Source organism: Longimicrobium terrae (assembly GCF_014202995.1).
Taxonomy (GTDB): Bacteria; Gemmatimonadota; Gemmatimonadetes; order Longimicrobiales; family Longimicrobiaceae; genus Longimicrobium; species Longimicrobium terrae.
Map to the genome: position 1 here is coordinate 20017 of NZ_JACHIA010000033.1, position 23335 is coordinate 43351.

Consider the following 23335-nt stretch of genomic DNA (forward strand, 5'->3'; position numbering starts at 1 on the left):
CCTTCGCCGTCATCCGCCGCGCGATCTTGATCCGTCCTGTGCCGAACAGCGAGACGGAAGCGATCAGCTACTTCCCGTCATCCACCGCGCCGGACACCGAGCCGTCCGAGCAGGGCGCCGGCCAGCGCGCGTCCGGGGCCGGCGATCATTCCCGCGCCGAGTCTGGAGCGGACCGGCGGCGGCGCGGCGGCGTACAGGCGCGCCATCATCGCCATCATCCGCGCGCTGGACAGGCGGTCGCTCAGGTAGCCGGTCCATTCCGCGCGGGGAAGCTGAAAGAACGCGTCGAAAAAGGCGCGCGTCTCTCCGCCGTCCATCTCCCGCAGCATCTCCATCCCGTAGCGGTACAGCGCTGACCGCAACCGTGCGTCCGCGGGCCACAGCGCCTCCCACGCATCCGCCGCCACCTGGTCCGGCGCGTGCCCCGCGCCGAGTGATGCCGACACGGATTCCGCCAGCACCGGCGCGGCGCGGAGCGAGCGGGCGACGGAGTAGCCGGTGGCGGGGTGGATCATTCCGCCCGCCGCGCCAAAGCCGATCACGCGCTGCGGCACGGGAAGCGCGCCGCCCATGGGAATCCACACCCGCTCGTGATGCACCACGCGGTGGATGCGCAGCCCCATCTCGTCCAGCCGGCGGCGAAGGCGGCGCTCCAGCGTGTCATCACTCACAGCGGGCCTGCGGACGAGCGCCGTTTCTTCCAGAAACCAGCGGCGGCCGGGGAGGCCGAAGGCGTACAGAAAGGTGGGCGCGGGGTCCGCGTCGCGCCATTCGCGCCCCCAGTCCATCAGCAGCGTCTCGTCCGCGCGCAGGGGAACGCCGTCCGCCTCCACTGTCCATCCCACGGCCGTCTGGAACGCCGCTTCCGGCCGCCGCTCGCGCCGCACCAGCGCCGCGTCCCATCCGGTCGCGTCCACGATGACGCGGGCCGCCGCGCCTCCACCCTCCCGGAAGCGGACACGGCTGCCGTGCGCGTCGTGCGCCGCGTCCGCGACCGTGCCGGCGATCCACTCCACCTCGCGCGCCTCGCACCGGCCGCGCAGCACGTCCGCCAGCGCCGCGTTGTCCAGCAGCGCGTATTCGCGGTCGATGACGTGCCGCTCGCTGCCGACGACTACCGCTTTAGGCCAGCGGGCGTGCACCAGCGTCCGCAGATCCTCCGGCAGTTCGTCCGTCCACGCCGCGTAGCGCGCGGGCCAGTGCACGGGGCCCGCCGGCCCGGAGATGCCGACGTGCAGGCCGCGTCCGGCGAGGGCGGCGGCGGCGGCGAGCGCGGCCGGGCCCTTTCCCAGAACCAGCGCATCCAGCATCCTCATGGGCGTGCGCGGTGCATCGGCGGCCGGGTTTGTCTTTGCACAAAGATTATACAGGCAGTATATATGCCGCGCGAACAGGAGAGCAAGGTCGTCAAACGGAGGCAGGGGTGATCGAGATCGCGGGCGCGGCGCAGGCGGTGGACCCCGGGCTGCTGCGCGCGCCGGGCGGTTTTCTGTGGTGGTACGCGGACGTCGTAACGCCCCGGGGCGACGGCGCCGTGCTCATCTGGTCGTACGGACTGCCCTTTCTGCCCGGCTACGCGAACGCCGCGCGGCGGGGCAGGGCGCAACTCCCCATCGGCCGGCCCAGCGTGAACCTGGTCGTGTACCGGCGCGGCGTTCCCGCCTTTTACCTGCTGCAGGAGCATGCGCCCGCCCCGGTGGACGAGCAATCGCTTTCCGACATCCAGCGCATCGGCGGCTGCACGTTCCGGCGCCGTGTGGACGCGGGACGCTGCACGCTGGATGCCGCCATCGACTGCAGCCTTCCGGGGACGACGGACCGGCTGACGGGCACCTTTCACCTGGCCGGTACCGCGCGGCGGGGAGATGACGCGTCCGTGGCGGCTTCCGAGCACCTGTGGACGCCGCTGACCGGGCCGTGCGAGGCGGAGGTGGACCTGTCCGTCGGCGGAAAGCCGCTGGGGCTGATCCGCGGGCGGGGGTACCACGACCGCAATGGCGGCCGCGTGCCGCTGCACGACCTGGGGATTGAGCGGTGGATGTGGGGGCGCCTTCCCTTCGCCGGGCACGAGCGCATCTACTACCTTCTCTGGCCGCGCGAGGCGGAAAGGGAAATGATCGCCACCGGCGTCATCATCGGCGCGGACGGGCGGACGGAGCGGGTGCCGCTGGAGGTGGAACTGGGGCGCGAGCGGATGACGTTCGGCGGGCTGCGGCGGCCGGAGCACATCGTTCTGCGCCACGAGGGGCGCGAGTGGCTGACCGTGCGCCACACCGTGGTGAGCGACGCGGGTCCGTTCTATCTGCGGCTGCTTTCGGAAGGGTCCGTTGACGGGGAGACGGTGACGGGGTGGAGCGAACTGGTGCACCCGGACCGGGTCGATCTGGCGCGGCACCGGCCGTTCGTGCGGATGCGCGTCCATCATCCGGCCGGACCCAACTCGCCTTGGCTGCCGCTGTTCACCGGCCCGCGCGCCGGACGTCCCGCGCGGCTCGTGCGCCAGTGGCTGGGGATGGGCTGATGGACATGGTCATCCACGATCCGCCACCGGGCGTACCGCTGTGGATGTGGATCATCGCCATCCTGCCGTGGATTGTTCTGGCGATGGCGGCTTTCAACGTGGTGGCGTGGCCGCGCGGGCGGCGGGACGGGCGGATGCCGGGGCGCGTTTCCGTTCTGATCCCCGCGCGGGATGAGGCGGAGCGCATTGAGGCGTGCGTGCGCGGCGCCCTGGCCAACGCGCCGGACGAGGTGATCGTCTACGACGACGGCTCGACGGACGGGACCGCGGCGATCGTCGCGCGGTTGGCGGAAGAGGACGGGCGCGTGCGGTTGATGAGCGGCGGCCCGCTCCCGGCGGGATGGGTGGGAAAGCCGCACGCCTGCCATCACCTGGCGAACGCGGCGACCGGCGACGTGCTCGTCTACATGGACGCGGACACGGTGGCGGAACCGGAGTGCCTGGCGCGCATGGGTTCGCTGTTCGACCGGATGCGCGCGGACGTGGTGACGGCGGGAACGCGGCAGGTGACGGGGACGTTCGCGGAACGGCTGATCATCCCCCTGCTGCACCTGACGTACCTGGCGTGGCTGCCGCTGCCGCTGGTGTGGCGCTCGCGCGATCCGCGCTTCCTTGTCGCCAACGGACAGCTTCTGGCCGTCCGTCGCGCCGCGTACGCCGCCGCGGGCGGATGGTCCGCCGTGCGCGCGGAGGTGGTGGACGACATGGCCTTCTGCCGGCGGGTGAAGGAAAGCGGCGGGCGCGTGGTGTTCGCGGACGGGCACCGGATGGCGCGGTGCCGCATGTACCGCGACGGCGGCGAGGTGGTGCGCGGGTTCAGTAAGAACCTGTACGAGGGCGTAGGCGGGCGTCCGGTTGGACTGGTGGGATTCGCGCTGGTGCACGCCGCCATGTTTCTGCTGCCGTACGTCGCGATGGTGGCTGGATTGGTGATGGTGGCCCGCGCGGTTCCGCACGTGGATCACCGCGGCGTACACCTCGTGCTGACCGGCGCGCTGGGCGTGGCGGCGAACGTGATGCTGCGGCTGCTGCTCGCGATCCGTTTCCGCCAGCCGTGGGAGAGCGTGCTGCTGCATCCGTTCGCCGTGCTGGGGCTGATCGGGATCGCCATCAACTCGGCGCGGTGGAGCGGGCGCGGGGAGATCCGGTGGCGCGGGCGGACGTACGGGGCGCGGGCGGCGCGCGTGGCGGGAAGTGGAAGCGCGGCGGAGTAGCGGCGGAAGAGTGGCTCGGGCGCGGAGGCCGAATGGAATCGCACGCGGCGGAAAGTGCCTCATGCCGGGCGGAGTTCGCGGGCGGCCCCCACCCGGGCCGGCACCACCGGCCCACCCTCCCCCAAAAAAGACTGGGGGAGGGTTTTTGGCGGCTGACGGGCCGGTGGGGCAGGCGAGGATTGGCGCTGCCCCGGCTGTCGAGAGCGAATGAATCCGCCGCTCCAACAGCGGTAAGCCCCGACTCACGGCCGCTGTCGCGCCCGTGATCGGGGCTTCAACCGACCCGGCAGACGGCACGGCGGGGGACGGCGGCCGCAGTCCGCGCAGGCGGACTTCGCGCCGTTGTTGCCGCGACTGCGAGCACCCCGGCGCGGAAGCCGCGGACACGCGCCGCACCGTCCGTCCGCGCCGAACGGCTCCCCCTCGCCCGCTTGCGGGAGAGGGGGCTGGGGGGTGAGGGCTGCCTCGGCATGCGCCAATCCCCGCCCGACACACGGCACCCAGCACTTTCCTTGGCTTTTCGCACTCACGCACTCACGCACTCACGCACTCACGCACTTCCGTCATCTTGCCTTCTCCCGCTCCCAACCCAGCCCCCGCCTCCCTCCGCTCCGCGTGGTTCCTCGCGCTGGCGCGGCGCTACGTGCGCCGGCGCATCGCGCGGGGGCTGGACGGGCTGTACGTGGCGGGATTGGATGCGGCGCGCGAGGCGGCGCGGCGCGGGCCCGTCATCCTGGCCGCCAACCACGTGGGGTGGTGGGATTCGTTTCTTGTCATTGCGCTGGACGAGGCGCTGAACACGGAAGGCTACGCGCTGATGGATGCGGAAAGCGTGCGGCGGCTGCCGTTCTTTGCCCGCCTCGGCGCGTTGCCGCTCGACCGGAGCGGTGGCGCACGTGCCCGCGCCGGCCTGCGCGCCGGGGCGGACCGGCTGGACCGCCCCGGCCGCGCGCTCTGGGTTTTTCCGCAGGGCCGCCACCGCCCCGCGCACCTGCGCCCGCTCGGCTTCGAGCCCGGCATCCGGCTGCTGGCGCGATGGGTACCGTCCTCCACCGTCGTCCCCATCTCCATCCAGTACGCCTGGGGCGACCAGCCCGGCCCCGCGGCCTACGCCCGTCTCGGCGCGCCGGTGTCGGCTTCCGGGCTGGATCTGGACGCGCTGGAGGCGGAGATCATCGACGGGCTGGCGCGCATCGATGGAGCGGTGGACCGGGGTGAGCCGGGGTTCATCCCCCTGATTGCGGGGCGCACGGCCTCACCGGAGGGCGGCTGGGGCGCGCGGCTGCTGGGCGGAAGGGAGGCGGCGCATGACTGACGTCCTGGTCGTCGGCTCCGGCATGGGCGGCCTGTCCGCCGCGATCGCGCTCGCCGCGCGTGGGTTGTCTGTCCAGATTCTGGAGGCCGGGCCGCGTCCCGGCGGCAAGATGGGGATCGCCGTCATCGATGGCGTGGAGGTGGATACGGGGCCCAGCGTGCTCACCCTTCCCGACACCCTCGACCGCACGCTTCGCCTCGCCGGATCGTCGCTGGCGGACGAACTGACGCTGCCCGAGCCGGAGCCGGGCTTCCGTTATCTGTATCCCGACGGTGTGGCGCTGGACGTCCATTCGCGGCCCGAACGCACGCTGCAGTCCGTGGAGCAGACGCTGGGCCGGGTGGCGGCGGACGAGTTTGCGGCGTTTCTGGCCTATGCGGGGCGCATCTGGGACGCGGCGGCTCCGCACTTTGTCCACGGTCACGCGCCGTCTGTCGGATCGCTCGTCCGTGGCGGATTGGGATCGCTCGCGCTCCTGCCCCGTATCGATCCGCTGCACACCATGTGGGGCGCCATCCGCGCGCGCGTCCGCGATCCGCACCTGCGCTGGCTGCTGGCGCGGTACGCGACGTACAACGGGTCGGACGTGCGGCGCGCGCCCGCGACGCTGCACTGCATCGCCCACGTGGAGCTTTCCCTTGGCGGATTCGGTGTGGAGGGCGGGATGTACGAGATCGTCCGCGCGCTGGTACGCGCGGCGGAGCGGCTGGGCGTGCGGATGGAATGCGGCGCGCGCGTGGACGGATTGATCGTCCGCGACGGGCGGGTTCGCGGCGCGCGCACGGCGGACGGGCGCGAGTGGTCGGCGGACGCGGTGGTCGGCAACGCGGATGCGGCGCACGTGCTGGGCGATCTTCTTCCGCCACCGTCGCGGCCCCGGCGGGGCGCGGTGCCGCCTTCCACCTCCGGATGGACCGGCATTCTGCGCGCGCGGCGGCGGAGCGGGGTTGACGCGCGCGTGGCGCATACCGTCCTTTTCCCGCGCGAGTACCTGGAGGAGTTCGCCGACATGTTCGACCGCGGGCGTCCTCCCATCGACCCAACGGTCTATCTCTGCGCGCAGGAGGCGTGTCACGGGCGCGCGGGATGGACGGAGGAGGAGCCCGTCTTTGTGATGGCGAACGCGCCCGCGGAGCCGCCCGGGGGATCATCTGCCGCCACGTGGGATACACTGCGTGCGACCGTGCTGCGCCGGCTGGACGCGGCGGGCCTTCGCGCGGAGGGCGACGACCTGGTGTGGGAGCGCACGCCGACGGCCCTCGCCGCGCAGTTCGCGGGGAGCCGCGGGGCCATCTACGGCGCCGCGAGCAACTCGGCGCTGGCCGCGTTCCGGCGCCCGGCCAACCGTGTGCCCGGCGTGCGCGGGCTGTACCTTGCGTCTGGGAGCGCCCATCCGGGTGGCGGCGTGCCGCTGTGCGTACTTTCCGGCCACGCCGCGGCCGCCGCACTCCTGGCGGACCGCGGACGGGGCTGATCGAAGTCGGAGGAAGTAAATCGTTGATGACGGATCGAATGCCCGGCGCGCCGGGACGTGTTCTGCGGATGGGGATTCTGGCCGCGCTGCCGCTGCTTCTGGGCGCGGCGGTTCCGGCGGACCCCGGCGCCACGTGGGCGGGCCGCTACGCGATGGAGATGCGCATCGGCACGGTGACGCGCGTGCCGGTGGTGGGGAGCGAGCGCAGCGTCACGCGCACCCTGCTGCTGGTGGACATGCGGCGCGACGGCTCGCGCTGGGTGCAGCGGCAGACGGTGTGTGACGTGCGCATCGAGAGCCCGCGCATGCGGATGACCGTGCCCGCGGCATTCGTGCGCGGCCTGCCTCCGCGCGAGTACACCGGCGTGGTGCAGGGCGCGGGCGAGCGCGCGGCCTTCACGGCGGACCTGGGCGTGGAGGCCATCGGCTACGATCCCGCCCTTACCGGCGGCGAACTTCCCCTGAACGCCGCGGCGCGCGGCGTGGTGGACAACGACGGAGACGGACGTCCGGGAGCGACGGTCATCGGCCACTTTCCGCTCTTTGGGCGCGTGCGGCTGTTCATCGCGCAGCGCTCGCACCTGGTGCTGCACGGGCGGCAGACCTCGGACGACCGCATCGAGGGGACGATGGAAATCCGCGCGATGGAGCAGCGTACGCTGGGCGCGGACAACCGGCTGTTCCGCCGCACGCTGCCCATGCAGGCGGACCCGGCGGCCAGCGGGTTCGTGATGGTGCGCACCGCCGCCGCCGACTGCGCCGCCGTGCGCCGCGATTCCGAGACGCTGTTCCGCTGATTCTTTTCTGTCAGGACGGGAGGGGTAGATGGAAGGGAAGTTCGAGTTCGAGGGGGCGGAGGTGCGCGCGCTGGTGGAGGAGTCGCGCGGCGCCAAGGAGCGGGTGATGACGGAGGCGCAGCGGCTGATCGCGGCCGGCGTGGACCTCGGCGGCGATCCCGCGGAGTGGGACGGCGAGGTGGACCACCCCGGCACCGGCGCCCCCGCCGGGCTCTGGCTGATGAACGACCGCGGCGTGTATCTGCGCAGCAACGCCGGCAAGCGCGCGGCGGAAAGCGTGGCGCACGCGGCCGGCTATCGCAGCGAGAGCGCCGTGGGCGGCGAGCCCATCTGCGAGTTCATCGATGCCGCGCAGCTGGATCCGGTGCGCGAGGGCGACACGCTGGTCATCACCCTCACCGAGCAGAAGGTGCGCATGTCCCTTCGCCGCCCCGGCTGATCATCCGCCCACCGCTGGCGTGATCTGGTGGATGGACGGCTACGGCGCGAGCGGATGAATTCGCGTACCAACTGCGGAAAGCCTCACAACCAGACGTGACGCTTTACCTGCACGGAAGCCGCGGTTCCTGTGTAGTTCTCCCCTCTCCGTGCGGCAGTTTGCACGAGGAGGGGCCGGGGGAGGGGCCCTCACAGCCCGACGACGAGCGAACCTTTCCGTCGCAGAACGGAGACGGCCGCCACCCTGTCTGACCATCTCACGGCTGGCGGAAAACGAGGGCAAAGAGAAACCGCCCGGCGGCACGATCACGTGCCGCCGGGCGGTTCTTTCTGCTCGATGGATGCCGATCAGGCCAGCGCCGAGCCGGGCTGCTGCTTCTGGAACGCGATCGTCGCCATGAGCGCCTTGTACGACATCACCGTGATCGCGCACCAGATGATCATGCGCATCATGTTGAAGTTGCCGCTGGAGAACGCCATCACCTCGTGCAGCACGGTGTACCCGGCGTACGCCGTCAGCAGGCCGGCGGCCACGCGGCTGTGCAGGTGCTGCAGCCCCGCGGCCAGGCCGGCCAGCAGAATTCCATCCACATACCAGAACGGCACCTCCGCCCGGACCAGGAAGCCCAGAATGCCGGTCAGCGCGGCCACGATGTAGAAGCGCTTGGCCGTGGTGTTGATGGCCTCCAGCCCTTCCTCGTTCAGCACGACGTCCGCGCTGCGCGTCACGGGCGGAACGTACGGCGCGGCCGCGGCATTGTTGTCAAAGATCGCGAACGCGTTCGCGGCGCCGCCGGGGCGTACGGTCTCGCGGTGGCTGTCGTGCGAGCCGTCGGGGAGGGCCACCCACTGGAGCACCGGGTTCAGAATCCCGCAGGACGGGCAGGAGCGGGCGGAGGCCGCGGTGGGCTTTCCGCAGTCGCGACAGGGTTGCATGGAGCGTAGAGCGGTTGGGACGGGTGGGATGACGAGGTACAAAGATGCGGAACCGCGCGCCGGCCAGCAACGGCGGGCGGGCGGACCGGTGCGGTAGACGACGAATCCGTCCTCCGCGTCACTCTCCCCCGGTGTGTCAGCCCCAGCCGCCGATGAAGTCCTCCACGCCGGGGTCGTCCGCGGGCAGGCGGGCGCGCGCGGCGGCGGCCATGTGCACCGCGCGGGCGGCCAGCGCTTTCGCTCCCGGGCCGCCGAGCGCGGCGCGTTCGTGCAGCAGGCGGGCGAACGCGGCAATGCGCAGCGGCTCGCCCAGCATCTGCGCGGCCGTGTCCGCATCCATGCGGGGAACGATGTCCGCCATCGGCCCGAGCAGCGCGCGTTCCGCGTCGCGAAGGGCATCCAGCGGGTTTTCCGTGCGCGCGGCCTGCAGGGCCTGCGTCAGGTCGCGCATCAGGCGCAGGATCTGGTCACGCTGGGACGCTCGGATCATGGCAGTGGGATGAGTGAGATGTCAGCACCGGCTGGATGCCGCCACGAACCGCATTCGTCGTTCCGGCCGGGCGGCGAAGGGCGGGACATCACGCCCAGCCGCCGAGCAGTTCCTCCATGCCGGGATCGTTCCCGGGGGCGAGGGTGCGCGCGATGGCAGCCAGGTGGGCCGCCCGGGCGGCCAGCGCGTCCGCATCCGGCCCGGCGAGCGCGGCGCGTTCGTGCAGCAGGCGGGCATACGCGGCGATGCGCATCGGTTCGCCCAGCATCTGCGCGGCGGTTTCCGCGGCCATCATGGGCAGGATGTCCGCCATGGGCCCGACCAGCGCCTGCTCCGCGTCGGAGATGGCGTTCAGCGTCGCCTGCTCCACGCTCGTGCCGTGGCCGATCAGTGCCGCCACGAAGCCCGCCAACTGGCGGATCATGCGGAGGATGTAGTCCTCGTGCTGCTGCGCGGTAGGCCGGTTCATCGCTGGCGCCTTGTGATGGGTTTCGCCCGGAGCCCCGCGCGCGGTGATGGATGGTCAGCGGCGGCGGAGGCCTGCCGCCCACCCTACGCACCAGATCAAAACGAGTTGCAGAGGCATTCTCAACAGAAAGAGCGTCTGCGCGGTGGCGGATGCGCCGGCGGCGCGCGCGTTCAGGTACATCTGCCAGTTGGCGGGCGCCACGGCCACCAGCAGCAGAATGAGGCCAATGCCCGCCGCGCGTCGCAGGCGCGGCACCAGGAGCCCCGCGCCACCCGCGATTTCCGCCACGCCGCTCACCAGCACCAAGCCGCGGTGCCACGGCAGCCACGGCGGCATGACGCCGACGTACTGGTCCGTGATCACGAAGTGCAGCACGCCCGCTACGATGAAGACGGCCGCCAGCACCACCCGCGACACGGCGCCCCGCTTCGACGTTTCTGACTGCTGGACTGGATCGCCGGAAAGGGGCACTAGGCCGCCGCCTCACGCAGGACGTCCGGGTTCATGGCCGCGGCTTCCAGCAGGCGCATGGCCGGGTGGTCGGGATCGCGCCGCCCCTGCTCCCACGCGCGCAGCCTGCCCACGCTGATGTTGAGCGCCGCCGCGAACTCCTCCTGCGTCATGTTCGCCCGCGCGCGCACTTCCCGAGGGTCAGGCTCGCCGGAGAAGTGGATCAATTCCGGCGGCAGGTCGATCTCGCCGCGCGCATGGGCGATGACTTCGTGGAGCGCTTCTTCGATTTCATCCATCAACGCGAAAGTCACCGTCCTCATTCTCCCTTAGAGCGTTCAGCGGACTGTGGGGTGGCGGCCGGCTGTGGGCCCTCACCCCGCGTGCTGCGCACGACGACCCTCTCCCACGAACAGATGTGGGAGAGGGAGCACACACCAGTGTCGTGTCGGCAGCGGGGTTCACGGCGTGGGCATGGCGGCGGGGGCGGTGGCGGTGGCGGTGTGCGCGATCTGGTTCAGCACGCCGGGCAGGTCATTGAAGACCTGCTCGTTCGGGAAGCGGATGACGCGGATTCCGTGCGCGTGCAGCATGGCCGAGCGCAGCTCGTCGCGGTCCTGCTGTTCTGCATGGATGCCGCCATCCAGTTCCACGCAGAGGCGCGCTTCGGCGCAGTAGAAGTCCAGCACGAACCCGTGCAGCGGGTGCTGGCGGCGAAACTTGAGCCCGTTGACCGCGCGGCTTCGGAGCAGCCGCCAGAGCCGCTGCTCCGCGGGGGTGGCGGACTGGCGCAGAACCCTGGCCTGCGCGCGAACCCGCGGGGCGCTGTCCCTGCGCTGACGCATGCGTACGACCTCGGACTGGGGTGTGCTCCCTCTCCCACATCCGTTCGTGGGAGAGGGTCGTCGTGCGCAGCACGCGGGGTGAGGGCCACAGCCCGCGGCCGCACGACATCTCGCAGCAATCACCTCAATCCTACACCCCGTCCGCTCCGTCCGGAAGAGGTGGCGGGAAACGGGTCCGGGAGCTGGCCCGATCTACGCTTTCCCCCGTCCTTCACCTCCTCTTTTCGCGCCTACTGCACCACGCGCCGCACCTCGCCCACGCCCACCGCGGCGCCGCCCCGCCGCGGGTCCGACGCACCCGCCTGGTAGCCGCTGGGCAGGATCACGATGGAGTTCTCATCCCCCTGAAAGCCCTGCCGCTCCGCCACCGCGTGCCCCATCGCGCGGAGCCGCGCCGCCGTGGCCGCCGTCAATCCGCCGCGCTCGTAGCGCAGCGTGTCCGGCAGGTGCTGGTGGTGCAGCCGCGGAGCCAGCGTCGCCGTGGCCACGTCCATCCGGAAATCCACCACGTTGCTCACCACCTGCGCCACGGAGGTGATGATGGTGGATCCGCCCGGCGTCCCCGTCACCAGCAGCACGCGCCCCGTCGGGTCCAGTACGATCGTGGGCGTCATGGCGGAAAGCATCCTCTTGCCCGGCGCGATGGCGTTCGCGCGGCCCTGGACGAGGCCGAACTGGTTGGGGATGCCCGGCTTGCTGGTGAAGTCGTCCATCTCGTTGTTGAGCAGGAAGCCGGCGCCCGCCACCGTCACCAGGTTGCCGTACAGCGAGTTGAGCGTGGTGGTCACCGCCACCGCGTTGCCGTTCGCGTCCACGATGGAGTAGTGCGTGGTGTGCTCGCCCTCGTCCGCGGCGCCCAGGCCGGGGGTGATCGCCGACGATGGCGTGGCGCGGTTGCGGTCGATGGTGCGGCGCCGCTCCGCCGCGTACGCGTCCGACGCCATCCGCGCCAGCGGCATCTGCACGAAGTCCGGATCGCCCAGGTAGCTGTTGCGGTCCGCGTACGCCCGCCGCGTCGCCTCGGCAAAGAGGTGCGCGTGCTCCGCGGACAGGTAGCCCATGCGCCGCAGGTCGTAGCCTTCCAGGATGTTCAGCAGTTCCGCCATGGTCACCCCGCCCGAGCTGGGCGGCGGCATGCTGATGACTTCGTGGCCACGGTAGCCGAAGCGGATTGGATCGCGCCACACCGCGCGGTATCGCCCCAGGTCCTCCGCCGTCATGATGCCGCCGCCGCGCCGCATCTCCTCATCCACCAGCTGCGCCGTGCGTCCCTTGTAGAAGCCGTCCGCGCCCTCCGCCGCGATGCGCCGCAGCGTGCCGGCCAGGTCCGCCTGCACCAGCCGGTCGCCCACCCGCGGCGCCGTTCCGCTGGGCAGAAAGATCGCGGTGGTGGCGGGAAAGAGGCGCAGGCGGTCTTCCATCATCCGCAGCGAGTAGGCGAGCCGCTCGTGGATGACCAGCCCCTCCGCCAGGTTGATGGCCGGCTCCAGCAGCGACGCCCAGGGCAGCGTGCCGAAGCGCCGGTGCGCCTCCCACATTCCCGCGACGGAGCCGGGAACGCCCGCCGCCTGGTGGCCGATGAGGGAGAGGCTGTCGCTGACGTTGCCGAGCGAATCCAGGAACATGTCGGCGGAGGCGGCCATCGGCGCGGTCTCGCGGAAGTCCAGCGAGGCCGTGGTGCCGTCCTTCATCCGCACGACCAGAAAGCCGCCGCCGCCGATGTTGCCGGCCTCGGGATTGACCACGGCGAGCGCGAAGTGGGTGGCGATGGCCGCGTCCACCGCGTTGCCGTTGCGGCGCAGGATCTCCGCGCCCACCTCGCTGGCCACGCGGTCGGTGCTCACCACCATGCCGCGCGCGGCCAGCACGGGGGCGATGGAGCCGCGGGGAAAGTCCCACCCCGAGGCAAAGGTGATGGTGTCCTGCGCGGACGCTTCGGCGCGGGCGGGGCCGGCGGGCCCGCAGCGGGGAAGCGCCAGCAGGGCCAGCAGCGGAAGCAGGGCGCGCGAAGGGATCATGGCTCGCATGGGGGCTGGTCGCGGGAGTGGCGGCGCGGTACGTTGCGGTCCCAAAGTACGGAAGCGGAGTTCCCCGGCAAGCGCCCGGGCGGGGCGGACGCACTCTTGCGTGGCTCCGCGGCCCCGGCGCAGCTTGGCTCCGCGCCCGTTTCTGGCACTTTCCTGAGTTTCGCGCACGCATGACTCCCAGGCCGCCGCAGGACCCCCGGCTCACCGAGCAGCGCAACCCCGCCACCGCGGAAATCGACCAGCTTTCCGCGCTGGAAATCGCCCGCATCATCAACGACGAGGACCAGAAGGTCGCCCCCGCGGTCGGCGGCCAGCTGGACGCGCTGGCCCGCGCCATCAGCATGGCCGAGGACACGTTCCGCCGCGGTGGCCGCCTGTTCTACGTGGGCGCCGGCACCAGCGGCCGCCTGGGCGTGCTGGACGCGTCGGAAATGCCCCCCACTTACGGCACCGATCCCGCCATGATCCAGGGGATCATTGCCGGCGGGTACACGGCGCTGCTGAACGCCGTGGAAGGCGCCGAGGACAGCCGCGAGGACGGCGCCGCGGAAATGGACCGCGCGGAGATCGGCCGCGACGACTTCGTCTTCGGCATCGCCGCCAGCGGGAGCACCCCGTACGTGCACGGCGCCCTCACCCGCGCCAAGCAGCGCGGGGCCAAGACGGGCTTCCTGCTCTGCACGCATCCGGAGGAGTGGATGACGGCCGTGTACGACGTCGTCATCGCCGCGCTGGTGGGCCCGGAAGTGGTCACGGGGAGCACGCGGATGAAGGCGGGGACGGCCACCAAGCTCGTCCTCAACACCATCACCACCGGCGCCATGATCCGCCTGGGCAAGGTGTACGGCAACCTGATGGTGGACCTGCGCGCCACCAACCTGAAGCTGCAGGACCGCAGCGAACGGATTCTGATGGAAACGCTGGACCTGGAACGCGACGAGGCCCGCGCGCTGCTGGACGAGGCGGGCGGCAGCGTAAAGCTGGGAATGGTGATGCACTGGACCGGCGCGGACCGCGACACCGCCGCCGCCCAACTGGCGCGCACCGGCGGCCGCATCGGCGACGTGCTGAAGGGAGAAGCGAAGTGAGCATCATGTTCGATCCCCGGACCTTTCCCGAGCGTCCGCCCAGCGAGGTGGAGTGGGAAGACATTCTCCTCCGCGTGGAGATCGCCCCGCGCGCGCTGCGCGTGGCCATCGACGACGTGGCGCCCGGGCACCCCGGCCTCGCCCCCGTGCTGCAGACCGCCGTCCTGGGCGAACGCATTCTGCACCTGCAGTTCGAGGCGCTGGCCGCGGGCGAGCCCAGCCCCGAGACGGCGGACATCGACGGCATCGGCGCGGACCCGGCGGTGCTGGCCGACGACTTCGTGCGGCTCCGGTCGCGGACGTTCGCCATGGTGCAGCGGCGCGGGCTGAACGTGTGGGAGTGGCGGGTGCGCGGCGGGCCGTTCGACGGCGCGACCTCCTATCAGCTCCTCCAGTCCACTGCGGCGGCGGACGGCGCCTGGCTCAAGGCGATCCGGTCGATGACGGGGACCCCGTGACACTGCGGGTCGTGGGGTTGATGTCCGGCACCTCGCTGGACGGCATCGACGCGGCGATCGTGGACATCGACGGCACCACGGTGGATGACGTCGCCGTGCGGACGGCGGGCTTTCTCTCCATCCCGTTCAGCGACGCGCAGCGCACGGCCAGCCACGACGCCATCGTCGCGGGGACGGCGGAGGCGCTGTGCGGGCTGCACGCGGATCTGGGCGAGTGGATGGCGGACGCGGTCCTGCGCGTCTGCGCGGAGTCCGGCGTGCCGATCGAGAGCGTGGACGCGGTCGGCTCGCACGGGCAGACGGTGTGGCACCGTCCCGCGGCGGAAGGACGGCGCGGCGCCACGCTCCAGCTGGGCGACGCGTCCACGATCGCGGAGCGGACGGGGCGGCCCGTCATCCACGACTTCCGCACGCGCGACGTGGCGGCGGGAGGACAGGGCGCGCCGCTGGTGCCCTGGGTGGACCAGCTGCTGTTCGCGCTGCCGGACCGCGCGCGGGCGCTGCAGAACCTGGGCGGCATCGGCAACGTGACGCGCGTGCCGGCAAAGGGAAGCACGGAGCCGGTCTTCGCCTTCGACACCGGGCCGGCCAACTCGCTGATCGACGCCGCGGTGGAGATCGCCACGGACGGACGGCACCGCTTTGACCGGGACGGCCGCCTCGCCGCGCGGGGGACGGTCGACGAAACCCTGCTGGCCGAGCTGCTGCGCCATCCGTACTTCGCCGCGGAGCCGCCCAAGAGCACGGGGCGCGAGGTGTTCGGCCGGCCGTTCGTGGAGCGGCTGGTGGAAGTCATCCATCCGGAAGGCGACAAGGACTGGATGGACCTGATCGCCACGCTGACGGAGCTGACCGCGCGCACGGTGGCGGACGCGTACGCGCGGTGGATCATCCCGCGGGGAATCGACGAGGTGGTGCTCACCGGCGGCGGCGCGCGCAATCCCACCCTCGCGGGGCGGATCCGCGAGCTGCTGGCGCCGCTGCCTGTCACGGACGGGGCGGCCCTGGGCGTTGATGGAGACGCCAAGGAAGCGGTGGCCTTCGCCGTGCTGGCGTGGGCGCACCTGAACCGCATTCCCGCCAACGTCCCCGCCGCCACCGGCGCCGCCGGCCCGCGCGTGCTGGGCTCGTACACGCCCGGCGCCTGATCCGCATCACGGACACCATGCCGCTGACCCGTCCCACCCGCCCGCTGCTTCGCGCCGTCCGGGCCGCCTTTGCGGCGGCCGGGACGGCGGCGTTGGGCGCGTGCGCCGGGGCCGGGGCCGGGGGCGCGCCGGCGTACGGTCCGCGGCCGCTGGTAAACGACGTGGTGCGGCTGCTGGACGTGTCCGAGCCGTCGCCGGCGTACTACCGGGACCGCGCGCGGCTGGAGGTGCTGGGGCCGGAGCTGGACGCGGTACTCATCGGCCTGATCGAGGACGTGGGCGCGGACGAGGCGGTGCGCGCGAACGCCATCGTCCTCCTGGCGGACCGCCGCGCGCCGGGGTCCATGGACATCCTGCGCCGCCAGTTGGCCGCGAGCGCGTCGGACGCGGTTCGCGCCGCCGCCGCGCGCGGGCTGCAGAACTTTCTTCCCGACTCGTCCGGAGCACGCAACGCGCTGCGCGCCGCCGCGGGCGATCCGGCCGCCGTGGTGCGCCTGGTCGTCCTGCAGCGGCTGGACGTGGAGGACGCGCCGCTGGTGCGAGCCATTCTGCCGCGGGAAGAAAACGCGCAGGTGCGCACCATCGCCCAGCAGCTGCTGACCCTGCTGGAGGCGCGGGGCGCGTCGCTGGCCATGGACGAGCGCGGCGACCTGCGCACCACAGGCCCCGTGGACGGGCCGCGCATCGTGTTTCACGCCACTTGGGCCGATTCCGTGGCGCGGCTTCAGGCCGGCGCGCTCTGGGTGGAGATGCCCCGCGCGCAGCTGGTGCCGCTGGGCCAGCAGGTGGAGGTCGTCGCGGGGATCGTTCCCGGCTTCTTCGATCCCACGCGTTCCGTGGTCGTCTACGAGGCGGACCGCGAAATCCACATGCGCGACCTGCGGACGGGGACCACGCGGGCGATGGGGCGCGGGGTGGCGCCGCGCGTGGTGCCATTCACCGAGGAGTTCGTCTTCGTGCGCGAGGTGCTGGGCGCGCGCACGGTGGAGGGCGAGGGGCGCGTGCGCATCGAATACGAGGTGCTGCGCTCCTCCTTCAGCGGCGAGGAGCCGCGGGTGATCGGCCGGCTGATGGCCACGGCGCGCACGGAGGTGCGGGGCGGGGCGTCGCCGGTGCGGTGGATGGTGGTGGGCGAGGCGCGCGACGGCTTCATGCTGCGCGGGCCGGGGATCACCCCGTTCTCCCTCCCGGGGACGATGGATCAGGACGCGGGGCGCCCCTGAACGGGGGTGGATGGCAGAGGCCCGCCGCCCGTCCGGGCGAGGCTGGACCGGGGGTTGCGTCGGCACGGCCGGGGCGCGGGAGAGGGTCCGCGCTCCGGCCTTCGTTTTCGGCCAAGGCGCGGAGCGATGGCGGATGGGAAACCTGAAAATCGACGAGATGATGCAGAGCGATGGGCTGAACGTTGCGCGGCTGCTGCTGACGGTGGTGCGCTGGAGCGATGAAACCGGGTGGGAAGGCTTTCGCGCCTCGATCGAGCACGGGCTGGACGTGGGGATCGGCGGCTTCATCCTCTTTGGCGGTCCGGCGGACGCGGTGCGCGAACTGACGGCGGAACTGCACCGCCGCTCGCGCCATCCGCTGCTGATTGCCAGCGACCTGGAGCGCGGCGCGGGGCAGCAGTTCCGCGGCGGCACTCCGCTCCCTCCCGCCGCCGCCATCGGCTGGCTGGATGACGAGTCCATCACCGAGCACGCGGGCGAGCTGACGGCCCGCGAGGCGCGCGCCCTGGGCGTGAACTGGGTGTATGCGCCCGTGGCGGACGTGGACCTGGAGCCGGAAAACCCCATCATCGGCGTGCGCGCGTTCGGCGACGAGCCGGAAGCCGTCGCGCGGCACGTGGCGGCATGGGTGCGTGGATGCGCCCGCGGCGGCGCGCTCTCGTGCGCCAAGCACTTTCCCGGGCATGGGCGCACGCGCGGCGACTCGCACGTGGAAAAGCCGACCGTCCGCGTGTCCCGCGCGCAGCTGGAGGACGACCTGGCTCCGTTCCGCGCGTCCGTGGCGGCAAACGTGGATTCGATGATGACGGCGCACGTCGCCTATCCCGAGCTGGATCCGGAGGGCCGCCCGGCCACGCTGTCGCCGCGCATCCTGCAGACGCTGCTGCGCGAGGAGATGGCGTTCCGCGGCCTGGTGGTGACGGACGCCATCATCATGGAAGGATTGACGGAGGGCGGGAGCGAGGCGGAGGCTTCCGTGCGCGCCCTGGCCGCCGGCTGCGACGTCCTTCTGTATCCGCAGGACGCGGACGCCGTGATCGCCGAAGTGCTGGCGGCGATGGAGGATGGGCGCCTCCCCCGCGCCCGGGTGGAAGACGCGCTGCGCCGCACCGCCGAGGCCGCCGAGCGTGTGGCCGGCGTCGTCGAGGGCGCGTCGGTGGGCGGCGACGCGGACCGGCGCTGGGCGCTGGACATCGCGGTGCGTTCGCTGCGCGTGTGCCGCGGCCAGCCGTCTATCCCCGCCGGCCGCGTGCGGCTGGAAGAGGTGGAGGATGACCTGGGGGGACCGTGGCCGCCGTATCCCCGCGTCGCCTTTCCCGCCGCGCTGCGGGCGGCCGGCGTGGAGCTGGGGGATGACGGAACGCCGCTGATCGCCGTCTACTCCGACATCCGCGCGTGGAAGGGCCGCCCCGGCATCAGCGCCGCCGCGCGCGAGCGGGTGCGGGAACTGCTGGCCGCGCATCCCGACGCGACCGTCGTCCTGTTCAGCCACCCGCGCCTTGCCGGCGAACTGCCGGACGCGCGGCACCTGCTGGCGTGCTGGGGCGGCGAGGGGATCATGCAGGAGGCCGCGGTGGCGCGGCTGACCGGAACGGCGCAGGGGATGGTGGGGCTGGGGGGCGGGCTGGACAGGTAGACCGGGCGGGCTCCAGGGCGGCCCCCCACTCGGGCCGTCACCACCGGCCCACTCTCCTCAAAAAGATGGGGAGGGTTGGGGCGGCGGATGGATCCGCGCGGAACGCGGAGATCGGCGCGTGAGCGGATTCCATTGAGCGAATGAATCCGCCGCTCAAACAGCGGGAACCCCCGACACGGCGCTATTCGCGCCCCGTTCGGGGCTTCAACCGCATCGTAGCGGCGGTCCCGGCGCGCGTCGGATGGTTGGACCGGCCGCGTTGTGAGAGATCGGTGAAATCGCAGTCCGCGAAGATGGACTCGCGGCCGTTACGGCGCGGCTCTAATCGCCGGAGTCAGGCCGGATAAAGTGCTCATGATCGCCCACTAACGCACTTTCGTACTCTCGTACTTTTGTACTCCCTCAACCTGCCGCCGGGACGAACCGTGACCGACCCTCGCCGCGCGCCTTCCATCTTTGACGTTTTCGGCCAGCGAAAGATGGCGGCGCTGCTGCTCCTGGGCTTTTCGTCCGGGATGCCGCTGTTCCTTACCAGCAAGACGCTGCAGGCCTGGATGACGGTGGAGGGTGTCGACCTGTCCACCGTGGGCAAGGTGAGCTGGCTGGCGCTGCCGTACTCGCTCAAGTTCCTGTGGGCGCCGCTGCTGGACCGCTACGTGCCGCCCTTTCTGGGCCGCCGCCGCGGCTGGCTGATGATCACGCAGGTGCTGCTGGGCATCCTCATCGCCAGCATGGCGCTGCATGATCCGAAGCAGGCGCTGACGCTGATGTTCGTCAACACGGTGCTGATCGCCTTTTTCAGCGCCACGCAGGACGTGGTAGTGGACGCGTACGGCGTAGACGTGCTGGAGGAGCGGGAGATGGGCGCGGGCGCCTCGCTCAAGGTGATGGGCTACCGCATTGCCATGATCCTTACCGGCGGTCTGGCGCTGGTGCTGGCCGACACGCTGCCGTGGGCCACCGTGTACGTCATCATGGGCGCCTTCATGTTGGTGGGCGTGCTGGGCACGCTGCTGGCGCCGGAGCCGGTGCTGCGCGAAGGGCCGCCCGCCACGCTCGCCAGCGCCGTCATCAACCCGTTCATGGAGTTCTTTCGCCGCGCCGGGCCGGCGATGGCGATCGTGATTCTGCTGTTCACGGTGCTGTACTCGCTGTCAGACCGGCTGGTGCAGAACATGGCGAATCCGTTTCTGCTGGCGTCGGGATACACGCTGGTGGAGGTGGGCGCCATCACGCAGGCGCTGGGGCTGGCGGCGACCATCGTGGGCGTGGTGGTGGGAGGGGTGTTCGTGGCCAAGCTGGGCATCAACCGCTCGCTGTGGGTGCTGGCCTTCATCCAGATGGGGAGCAACCTGGCGTACTACCTGCTCGCCGTGAGCCCCAGGAGCCTCAAGCTGCTCACGGGCGCCATCCTGGTGGAGAACTTCAGCGGCGGCCTAGTGACAGCGGGGTTCGTGGCGTTTCTGATGTCGCTTGCCAGCCGCAAGTTCTCGGCGACGCAGTACGCGCTGCTCAGCAGCCTGATGGCGTTCGGGCGCGACTTTCTGGGCGGATACGCGGGCGATGTGGCGCAGGCGGCGGGGTGGCCGCGCTTCTTTCTGATTACCATCGCGGCGGGGATTCCGGCGCTGCTGCTGCTGCCCATCGTGGCCCCGCTCACGCGTGAAAACCCGCGGGGCGCCGCGGATCACTCGGGCGAGGTGACGGACGATCCGGAAGCCGCGCTTCCCTGATCCACGCACGTCCCTGTCGATGAACGACTTCCGGCCGGCCCGCGCACTACGCGGCCGGTCGGCTTCGTGTAGCGACCGGCCGATGGAGAGGTGCGATCAGGCGGCGGTGTGCCGGGCGTGCTTCACGGGCGGCCCCCACCCGGGCCGGCACCACCGGCCCACCCTCCCCCAAAACGGACTGGGGGAGGGTTGTTCGCGGGCAGTGGAACCCGTTGCAAGCGGCGGGGTTGGGTGCAGCCGCGAGTATCTGGAGCGAATGAATCCGCCGCTCCAACAGCGGGAACCCCCGACCCGTCGCCCACAGGCGCCGTTCGGGGCTTCAACGGCAGCTCGGGATGCGGAGGATGTATCAGGCACAGTCCGCCGAGGCGGACTTCGTGTTTCTCGAGGCGCGGTTTCAACCGGCGGGCGGAACCCGCCACCCCGCACCGACTCTCCTCCACACGATCCTGGGGTGTGCTCCCTCTCCCACATCCGTTCGTGGGAGAGGGTCGTCGTGCGCAGCACGCGGGGTGAGGGCCACAGCCCGCGGACGCGCACCGACCTTCGTCGCCCGCGCCGAACTCCGATCATCCACCCACCCGAAGCGCGTGGCACCCCGCCGGTTGCGGTTCCGCGGCGGGGTTCGTCTTTTACGGCCAGCCCTGTTCTTGCAACGCCCCCGCACGCCGCCGCCCGGCGGAAACCCCCAACCTGGAGCGCGTACGGGATGTGGCGAACGTCGCTGGTATCCGGAGTTCTTCTCGCGGCGTCCGCCGGCTGTACCGCGGGCCCGCGCACCACGGCGGAGCCCCGGCCCGCCGCCGGCCCCCGCGCCGCCCCTGACACTGCCGCGGCAGACGGGCGCACCTGGACGCCGCGCGCCATCCGCAACGACCTTCCCGCCATTCCGCCGCGCACCGGCCCGCTCCGCATCCAACTGATGTATCCGGGTGAGGGCTACGCCGTTTCCGTCGCCGACAGCAACTTCATCTTCGGCAACGTGGGCACCGGCGGCGCCACGCTCACCATCAACGGCGCCCCGGTGGAGGTCGCGCCCAACGGCGCCTTTCTGGCCTTTCTCCCCGTACCTTCTGACGGGCTGTACCGGCTGGCGGCGGCAAAGGGCGGCGAGCGCACCGAACTGCAGCGCCGCGTGCGTGTTCCCGGTGGCGCCACCGGTGCGGGAGAGACGGGGATCGTCGCGGCCTCCGTTACCCCCGCGGGGGCGCTGACGGGGGTGGAGGGCGAGCGGATCACCGTGCGCTTCCGCGGCGCGCCGGGCGCCGTCGCCCGGCTGCTGCTGCCGGACGGGCGCACGGTTCCTCTGGTGGAGCAGCGGTCCGTGGAGCGCGCCGAGGGCTTCATGCAGGACCGCGCCGTGGCGCCGCGGCAGGTGACGGAGTACGCGGGATCGTTCGCGCTCACGCAGGCAATCACGTCGCGCGACACCGCGGTGCGCGCGCCCACGCTCGTCACCGCGGAGCCGAACGCGCGCGCCGCCGTCATCGAGTTCACGCGCGACGGGCGGACGACCCAGCAGCCGTTGTCCCTTTCCGCCGGCGTGCTGCGGGCGGGGGAGACGAGGAAGGGCGTGGCGGCAACCGGTCGTGTGGAGGCGACGGTGATCGGGACGGCGATTCCGGGATCGGGAACGCCGTACGAGTGGTTCTTTCCCAACGGAACGCGGTTCACGATCGATGGCGAGCGCGAGGGCGCGTACCGCGTGCGCCTGTCGCGCGACCAGTCCGTGTGGGTGTCGGCGGCGGACGTGCGGCTGGAGCCCGTGGGCGCGCCGCCGGTGACGGGAACGGTGGGAACGGTGCGGCTGGATCCGGCTGCGGAATGGACGGAGCTGCGCATCGTGACGTCGGACCGGCTTCCGTTCGAGGTGCGCGCCGAAGAGCGTGCGCTGGAAGTGCGCGTCTACGGCGCGGAGACGAGGACGAACTGGCTGCAGTACGGCGCCGCGGACCCGCTGGTGCGCCGCGCGGAGTGGCGGCAGGAGGCGGATGACCAGTACGTGGTGCGGCTGGAACTGAATGCGCCGGTGTGGGGATGGCGCTCGTTCTGGGACGCGTCCGGCGCGCTGGTCGTTCGGGTGCGCCGCCCGCCGCTGATCGACGCGGCGGCGCCGATGCGCGGGCTGCGGATCGCGCTGGACGCGGGGCATCCGCCGGGCGGGGCCATCGGGCCGACGGGGCTGACGGAGGCGGAGGCGAACCTGGCCATCACCCGGCGGCTGGCGGCAATGGTGCGCGCGGCGGGCGCGGAGGTCATCGAGACGCGGCCGGATGAGCGGCCGGTGGAGCTGGGCGCGCGGCCGATGCAGGCCGCCGCGCAGGATGCGGATCTGCTGATCTCCATCCACAACAACGCCTTTCCCGACGGCGTGAACCCGTTTGAGAACAACGGGACGGCGGCGTTCTACAACCAGGCGCCGTCGCTGGAGCTGGCGCGGCGGATGGAAGCGGAGATCGTGGGCGAGCTTGGGCTGCGCGAGCTGGGGGTCGCGCGCTCGGACCTGGCGCTCGTGCGGCCGACGTGGATGCCGTCGGTGCTGACGGAAACCATGTTTCTGATGGTGCCGCAGCAGGAAGCCGCGCTGCGCGACCCCGCCGTCCACGAGCGCATCGCCCGCGCGCACTTCCGCGCGATCGAAGGGTTTCTGCGGGCGCGCGCGGCGGGTTCGGAGCGGTAGGCGCACCTCACGGCGGCCCCCACCCGGGCCGGCACCACCGGCCCACCCTCCCCCACAACGGACTGGGGGAGGGTTGTTAACGGCGGAGGTTTCGGCGCCGGAGGCGGAGATCGGCGGTGCCGCGGCTGCCGGGAGCGAATGAATCCGCCGCTCAAACAGCGGGAACCCCCGACACCGGCCGCTGGCGCGTCCGGTTCGGGGCTTCAACCGCGCGGGAGCAGCAGCGTCGAACTACAGTGCGGCGCTCGCGCTGAGGTCTCCCCCTCTCCCGCTTGCGGGAGAGGGGGCCGGGGGGAGAGGGGCATACGCGTTAACTTTATCTTGTCGGCGGGGTAGGGGCGGGATATTCTGCTCTGCATGAGAGCTGACCTACTTGCCGAGGAGTGGGGTGTG

General features: G+C 71.8%; 21 protein-coding genes. 13 read left to right on the forward strand and 8 right to left on the reverse strand.

Annotated features, from left to right (window positions below):
- Positions 1-77 precede the first annotated feature (77 nt).
- The gene (locus HNQ61_RS27280; protein WP_170035038.1) at positions 78-1316 is read right to left on the reverse strand and encodes a lycopene cyclase family protein; all 1239 of its coding nucleotides are present in this window, start codon (positions 1314-1316) and stop codon (positions 78-80) included.
- 107 nt (positions 1317-1423) lie between these two features.
- On the opposite strand from HNQ61_RS27280, the gene HNQ61_RS27285 reads away from it, so the two are divergent.
- From HNQ61_RS27285 to HNQ61_RS27310, 6 genes are all read left to right on the forward strand, one after another.
- The gene (locus HNQ61_RS27285; RefSeq protein WP_170035039.1) at positions 1424-2521 is read left to right on the forward strand and encodes a hypothetical protein; all 1098 of its coding nucleotides are present in this window, start codon (positions 1424-1426) and stop codon (positions 2519-2521) included.
- Positions 2521-3735, forward strand: coding sequence for a glycosyltransferase family 2 protein (locus HNQ61_RS27290; RefSeq protein ID WP_170035040.1), 1215 nt, complete (start codon positions 2521-2523; stop codon positions 3733-3735). Before HNQ61_RS27285 ends, HNQ61_RS27290 begins: the two co-directional genes overlap by 1 nt.
- Positions 3736-4303: 568 nt before the next feature.
- Positions 4304-5050 (forward strand): lysophospholipid acyltransferase family protein, encoded by a 747-nt coding sequence (locus tag HNQ61_RS27295; protein ID WP_170035041.1) that lies wholly within the window; start codon positions 4304-4306, stop codon positions 5048-5050.
- Positions 5043-6524, forward strand: coding sequence for a phytoene desaturase family protein (locus tag HNQ61_RS27300; RefSeq protein WP_170035042.1), 1482 nt, complete (start codon positions 5043-5045; stop codon positions 6522-6524). The genes HNQ61_RS27295 and HNQ61_RS27300 overlap by 8 nt, the downstream gene beginning before the upstream one ends.
- Positions 6525-6550: 26 nt before the next feature.
- Complete coding sequence (locus tag HNQ61_RS27305) at positions 6551-7321, forward strand: hypothetical protein (protein WP_170035043.1); 771 nt, start codon at positions 6551-6553, stop codon at positions 7319-7321.
- Between the two features lie 28 nt (positions 7322-7349).
- A complete protein-coding gene (locus HNQ61_RS27310; RefSeq protein WP_170035044.1) occupies positions 7350-7760 on the forward strand; it encodes a DUF3085 domain-containing protein in 411 nt (136 codons plus the stop codon).
- 347 nt (positions 7761-8107) lie between these two features.
- Here the strand turns inward: HNQ61_RS27310 and HNQ61_RS27315 are convergent, their stop codons facing one another.
- The 7 genes from HNQ61_RS27315 to ggt form a co-directional block, all read right to left on the reverse strand.
- Positions 8108-8695 (reverse strand): hypothetical protein, encoded by a 588-nt coding sequence (locus HNQ61_RS27315; RefSeq protein ID WP_170035045.1) that lies wholly within the window; start codon positions 8693-8695, stop codon positions 8108-8110.
- 136 nt (positions 8696-8831) lie between these two features.
- Positions 8832-9185 (reverse strand): hypothetical protein, encoded by a 354-nt coding sequence (locus tag HNQ61_RS27320; protein ID WP_170035046.1) that lies wholly within the window; start codon positions 9183-9185, stop codon positions 8832-8834.
- Positions 9186-9273: 88 nt separating this feature from the next.
- Positions 9274-9654 (reverse strand): hypothetical protein, encoded by a 381-nt coding sequence (locus tag HNQ61_RS27325; RefSeq protein WP_170035047.1) that lies wholly within the window; start codon positions 9652-9654, stop codon positions 9274-9276.
- A gap of 54 nt (positions 9655-9708) precedes the next feature.
- Positions 9709-10071, reverse strand: coding sequence for a DoxX family protein (locus tag HNQ61_RS27330; RefSeq protein ID WP_170035048.1), 363 nt, complete (start codon positions 10069-10071; stop codon positions 9709-9711).
- A gap of 53 nt (positions 10072-10124) precedes the next feature.
- A complete protein-coding gene (locus tag HNQ61_RS27335) occupies positions 10125-10427 on the reverse strand; it encodes a helix-turn-helix domain-containing protein (protein WP_170035049.1) in 303 nt (100 codons plus the stop codon).
- A gap of 138 nt (positions 10428-10565) precedes the next feature.
- Entirely contained in the window at positions 10566-10949 is a 384-nt protein-coding gene (locus HNQ61_RS27340; protein WP_170035050.1) for an endonuclease domain-containing protein, read from the reverse strand.
- Positions 10950-11179: 230 nt separating this feature from the next.
- Positions 11180-12967: a gamma-glutamyltransferase gene (gene ggt, locus HNQ61_RS27345; protein WP_170035051.1), complete on the reverse strand. Its 1788-nt coding sequence runs from the start codon at positions 12965-12967 to the stop codon at positions 11180-11182.
- 179 nt (positions 12968-13146) lie between these two features.
- Here ggt and murQ point away from each other — a divergent pair, with 179 nt between their 5' ends.
- The 7 genes from murQ (at position 13147) to HNQ61_RS27380 (ending at position 22942) form a co-directional block, all read left to right on the forward strand.
- On the forward strand, positions 13147-14064 hold the full coding sequence (gene murQ / locus HNQ61_RS27350) for an N-acetylmuramic acid 6-phosphate etherase (RefSeq protein WP_170035052.1): 918 nt from the start codon (positions 13147-13149) through the stop codon (positions 14062-14064).
- Complete coding sequence (locus HNQ61_RS27355) at positions 14061-14522, forward strand: hypothetical protein (protein ID WP_170035053.1); 462 nt, start codon at positions 14061-14063, stop codon at positions 14520-14522. Before murQ ends, HNQ61_RS27355 begins: the two co-directional genes overlap by 4 nt.
- Entirely contained in the window at positions 14519-15670 is a 1152-nt protein-coding gene (locus HNQ61_RS27360; RefSeq protein WP_170035054.1) for an anhydro-N-acetylmuramic acid kinase, read from the forward strand. Before HNQ61_RS27355 ends, HNQ61_RS27360 begins: the two co-directional genes overlap by 4 nt.
- A 17-nt stretch (positions 15671-15687) precedes the next feature.
- Complete coding sequence (locus tag HNQ61_RS27365) at positions 15688-16893, forward strand: HEAT repeat domain-containing protein (RefSeq protein WP_170035055.1); 1206 nt, start codon at positions 15688-15690, stop codon at positions 16891-16893.
- 133 nt (positions 16894-17026) lie between these two features.
- Positions 17027-18529: a glycoside hydrolase family 3 protein gene (locus tag HNQ61_RS27370; RefSeq protein WP_170035056.1), complete on the forward strand. Its 1503-nt coding sequence runs from the start codon at positions 17027-17029 to the stop codon at positions 18527-18529.
- Positions 18530-18954: 425 nt separating this feature from the next.
- Entirely contained in the window at positions 18955-20262 is a 1308-nt protein-coding gene (locus tag HNQ61_RS27375; RefSeq protein ID WP_205761544.1) for an AmpG family muropeptide MFS transporter, read from the forward strand.
- 709 nt (positions 20263-20971) lie between these two features.
- Entirely contained in the window at positions 20972-22942 is a 1971-nt protein-coding gene (locus tag HNQ61_RS27380) for an N-acetylmuramoyl-L-alanine amidase (RefSeq protein ID WP_170035057.1), read from the forward strand.
- Positions 22943-23335 lie beyond the last annotated feature (393 nt).

Excerpts from the sequence above, each read along its gene's own strand:
- HNQ61_RS27280 (WP_170035038.1), bottom strand. The coding sequence starts at position 1,316 with ATGAGGATGCTGGATGCGCTGGTTCTGGGAAAGGGCCCGGCCGCGCTC.
- HNQ61_RS27290 (WP_170035040.1), top strand. The coding sequence starts at position 2,521 with ATGGACATGGTCATCCACGATCCGCCACCGGGCGTACCGCTGTGGATG.
- HNQ61_RS27300 (WP_170035042.1), top strand. The coding sequence starts at position 5,043 with ATGACTGACGTCCTGGTCGTCGGCTCCGGCATGGGCGGCCTGTCCGCC.
- HNQ61_RS27305 (WP_170035043.1), top strand. The coding sequence starts at position 6,551 with ATGACGGATCGAATGCCCGGCGCGCCGGGACGTGTTCTGCGGATGGGG.
- HNQ61_RS27310 (WP_170035044.1), top strand. The coding sequence starts at position 7,350 with ATGGAAGGGAAGTTCGAGTTCGAGGGGGCGGAGGTGCGCGCGCTGGTG.
- HNQ61_RS27315 (WP_170035045.1), bottom strand. The coding sequence starts at position 8,695 with ATGCAACCCTGTCGCGACTGCGGAAAGCCCACCGCGGCCTCCGCCCGC.
- HNQ61_RS27320 (WP_170035046.1), bottom strand. The coding sequence starts at position 9,185 with ATGATCCGAGCGTCCCAGCGTGACCAGATCCTGCGCCTGATGCGCGAC.
- HNQ61_RS27325 (WP_170035047.1), bottom strand. The coding sequence starts at position 9,654 with ATGAACCGGCCTACCGCGCAGCAGCACGAGGACTACATCCTCCGCATG.
- HNQ61_RS27335 (WP_170035049.1), bottom strand. The coding sequence starts at position 10,427 with ATGAGGACGGTGACTTTCGCGTTGATGGATGAAATCGAAGAAGCGCTC.
- HNQ61_RS27340 (WP_170035050.1), bottom strand. The coding sequence starts at position 10,949 with ATGCGTCAGCGCAGGGACAGCGCCCCGCGGGTTCGCGCGCAGGCCAGG.
- ggt (WP_170035051.1), bottom strand. The coding sequence starts at position 12,967 with ATGATCCCTTCGCGCGCCCTGCTTCCGCTGCTGGCCCTGCTGGCGCTT.
- murQ (WP_170035052.1), top strand. The coding sequence starts at position 13,147 with ATGACTCCCAGGCCGCCGCAGGACCCCCGGCTCACCGAGCAGCGCAAC.
- HNQ61_RS27365 (WP_170035055.1), top strand. The coding sequence starts at position 15,688 with ATGCCGCTGACCCGTCCCACCCGCCCGCTGCTTCGCGCCGTCCGGGCC.
- HNQ61_RS27370 (WP_170035056.1), top strand. The coding sequence starts at position 17,027 with ATGGGAAACCTGAAAATCGACGAGATGATGCAGAGCGATGGGCTGAAC.
- HNQ61_RS27380 (WP_170035057.1), top strand. The coding sequence starts at position 20,972 with ATGTGGCGAACGTCGCTGGTATCCGGAGTTCTTCTCGCGGCGTCCGCC.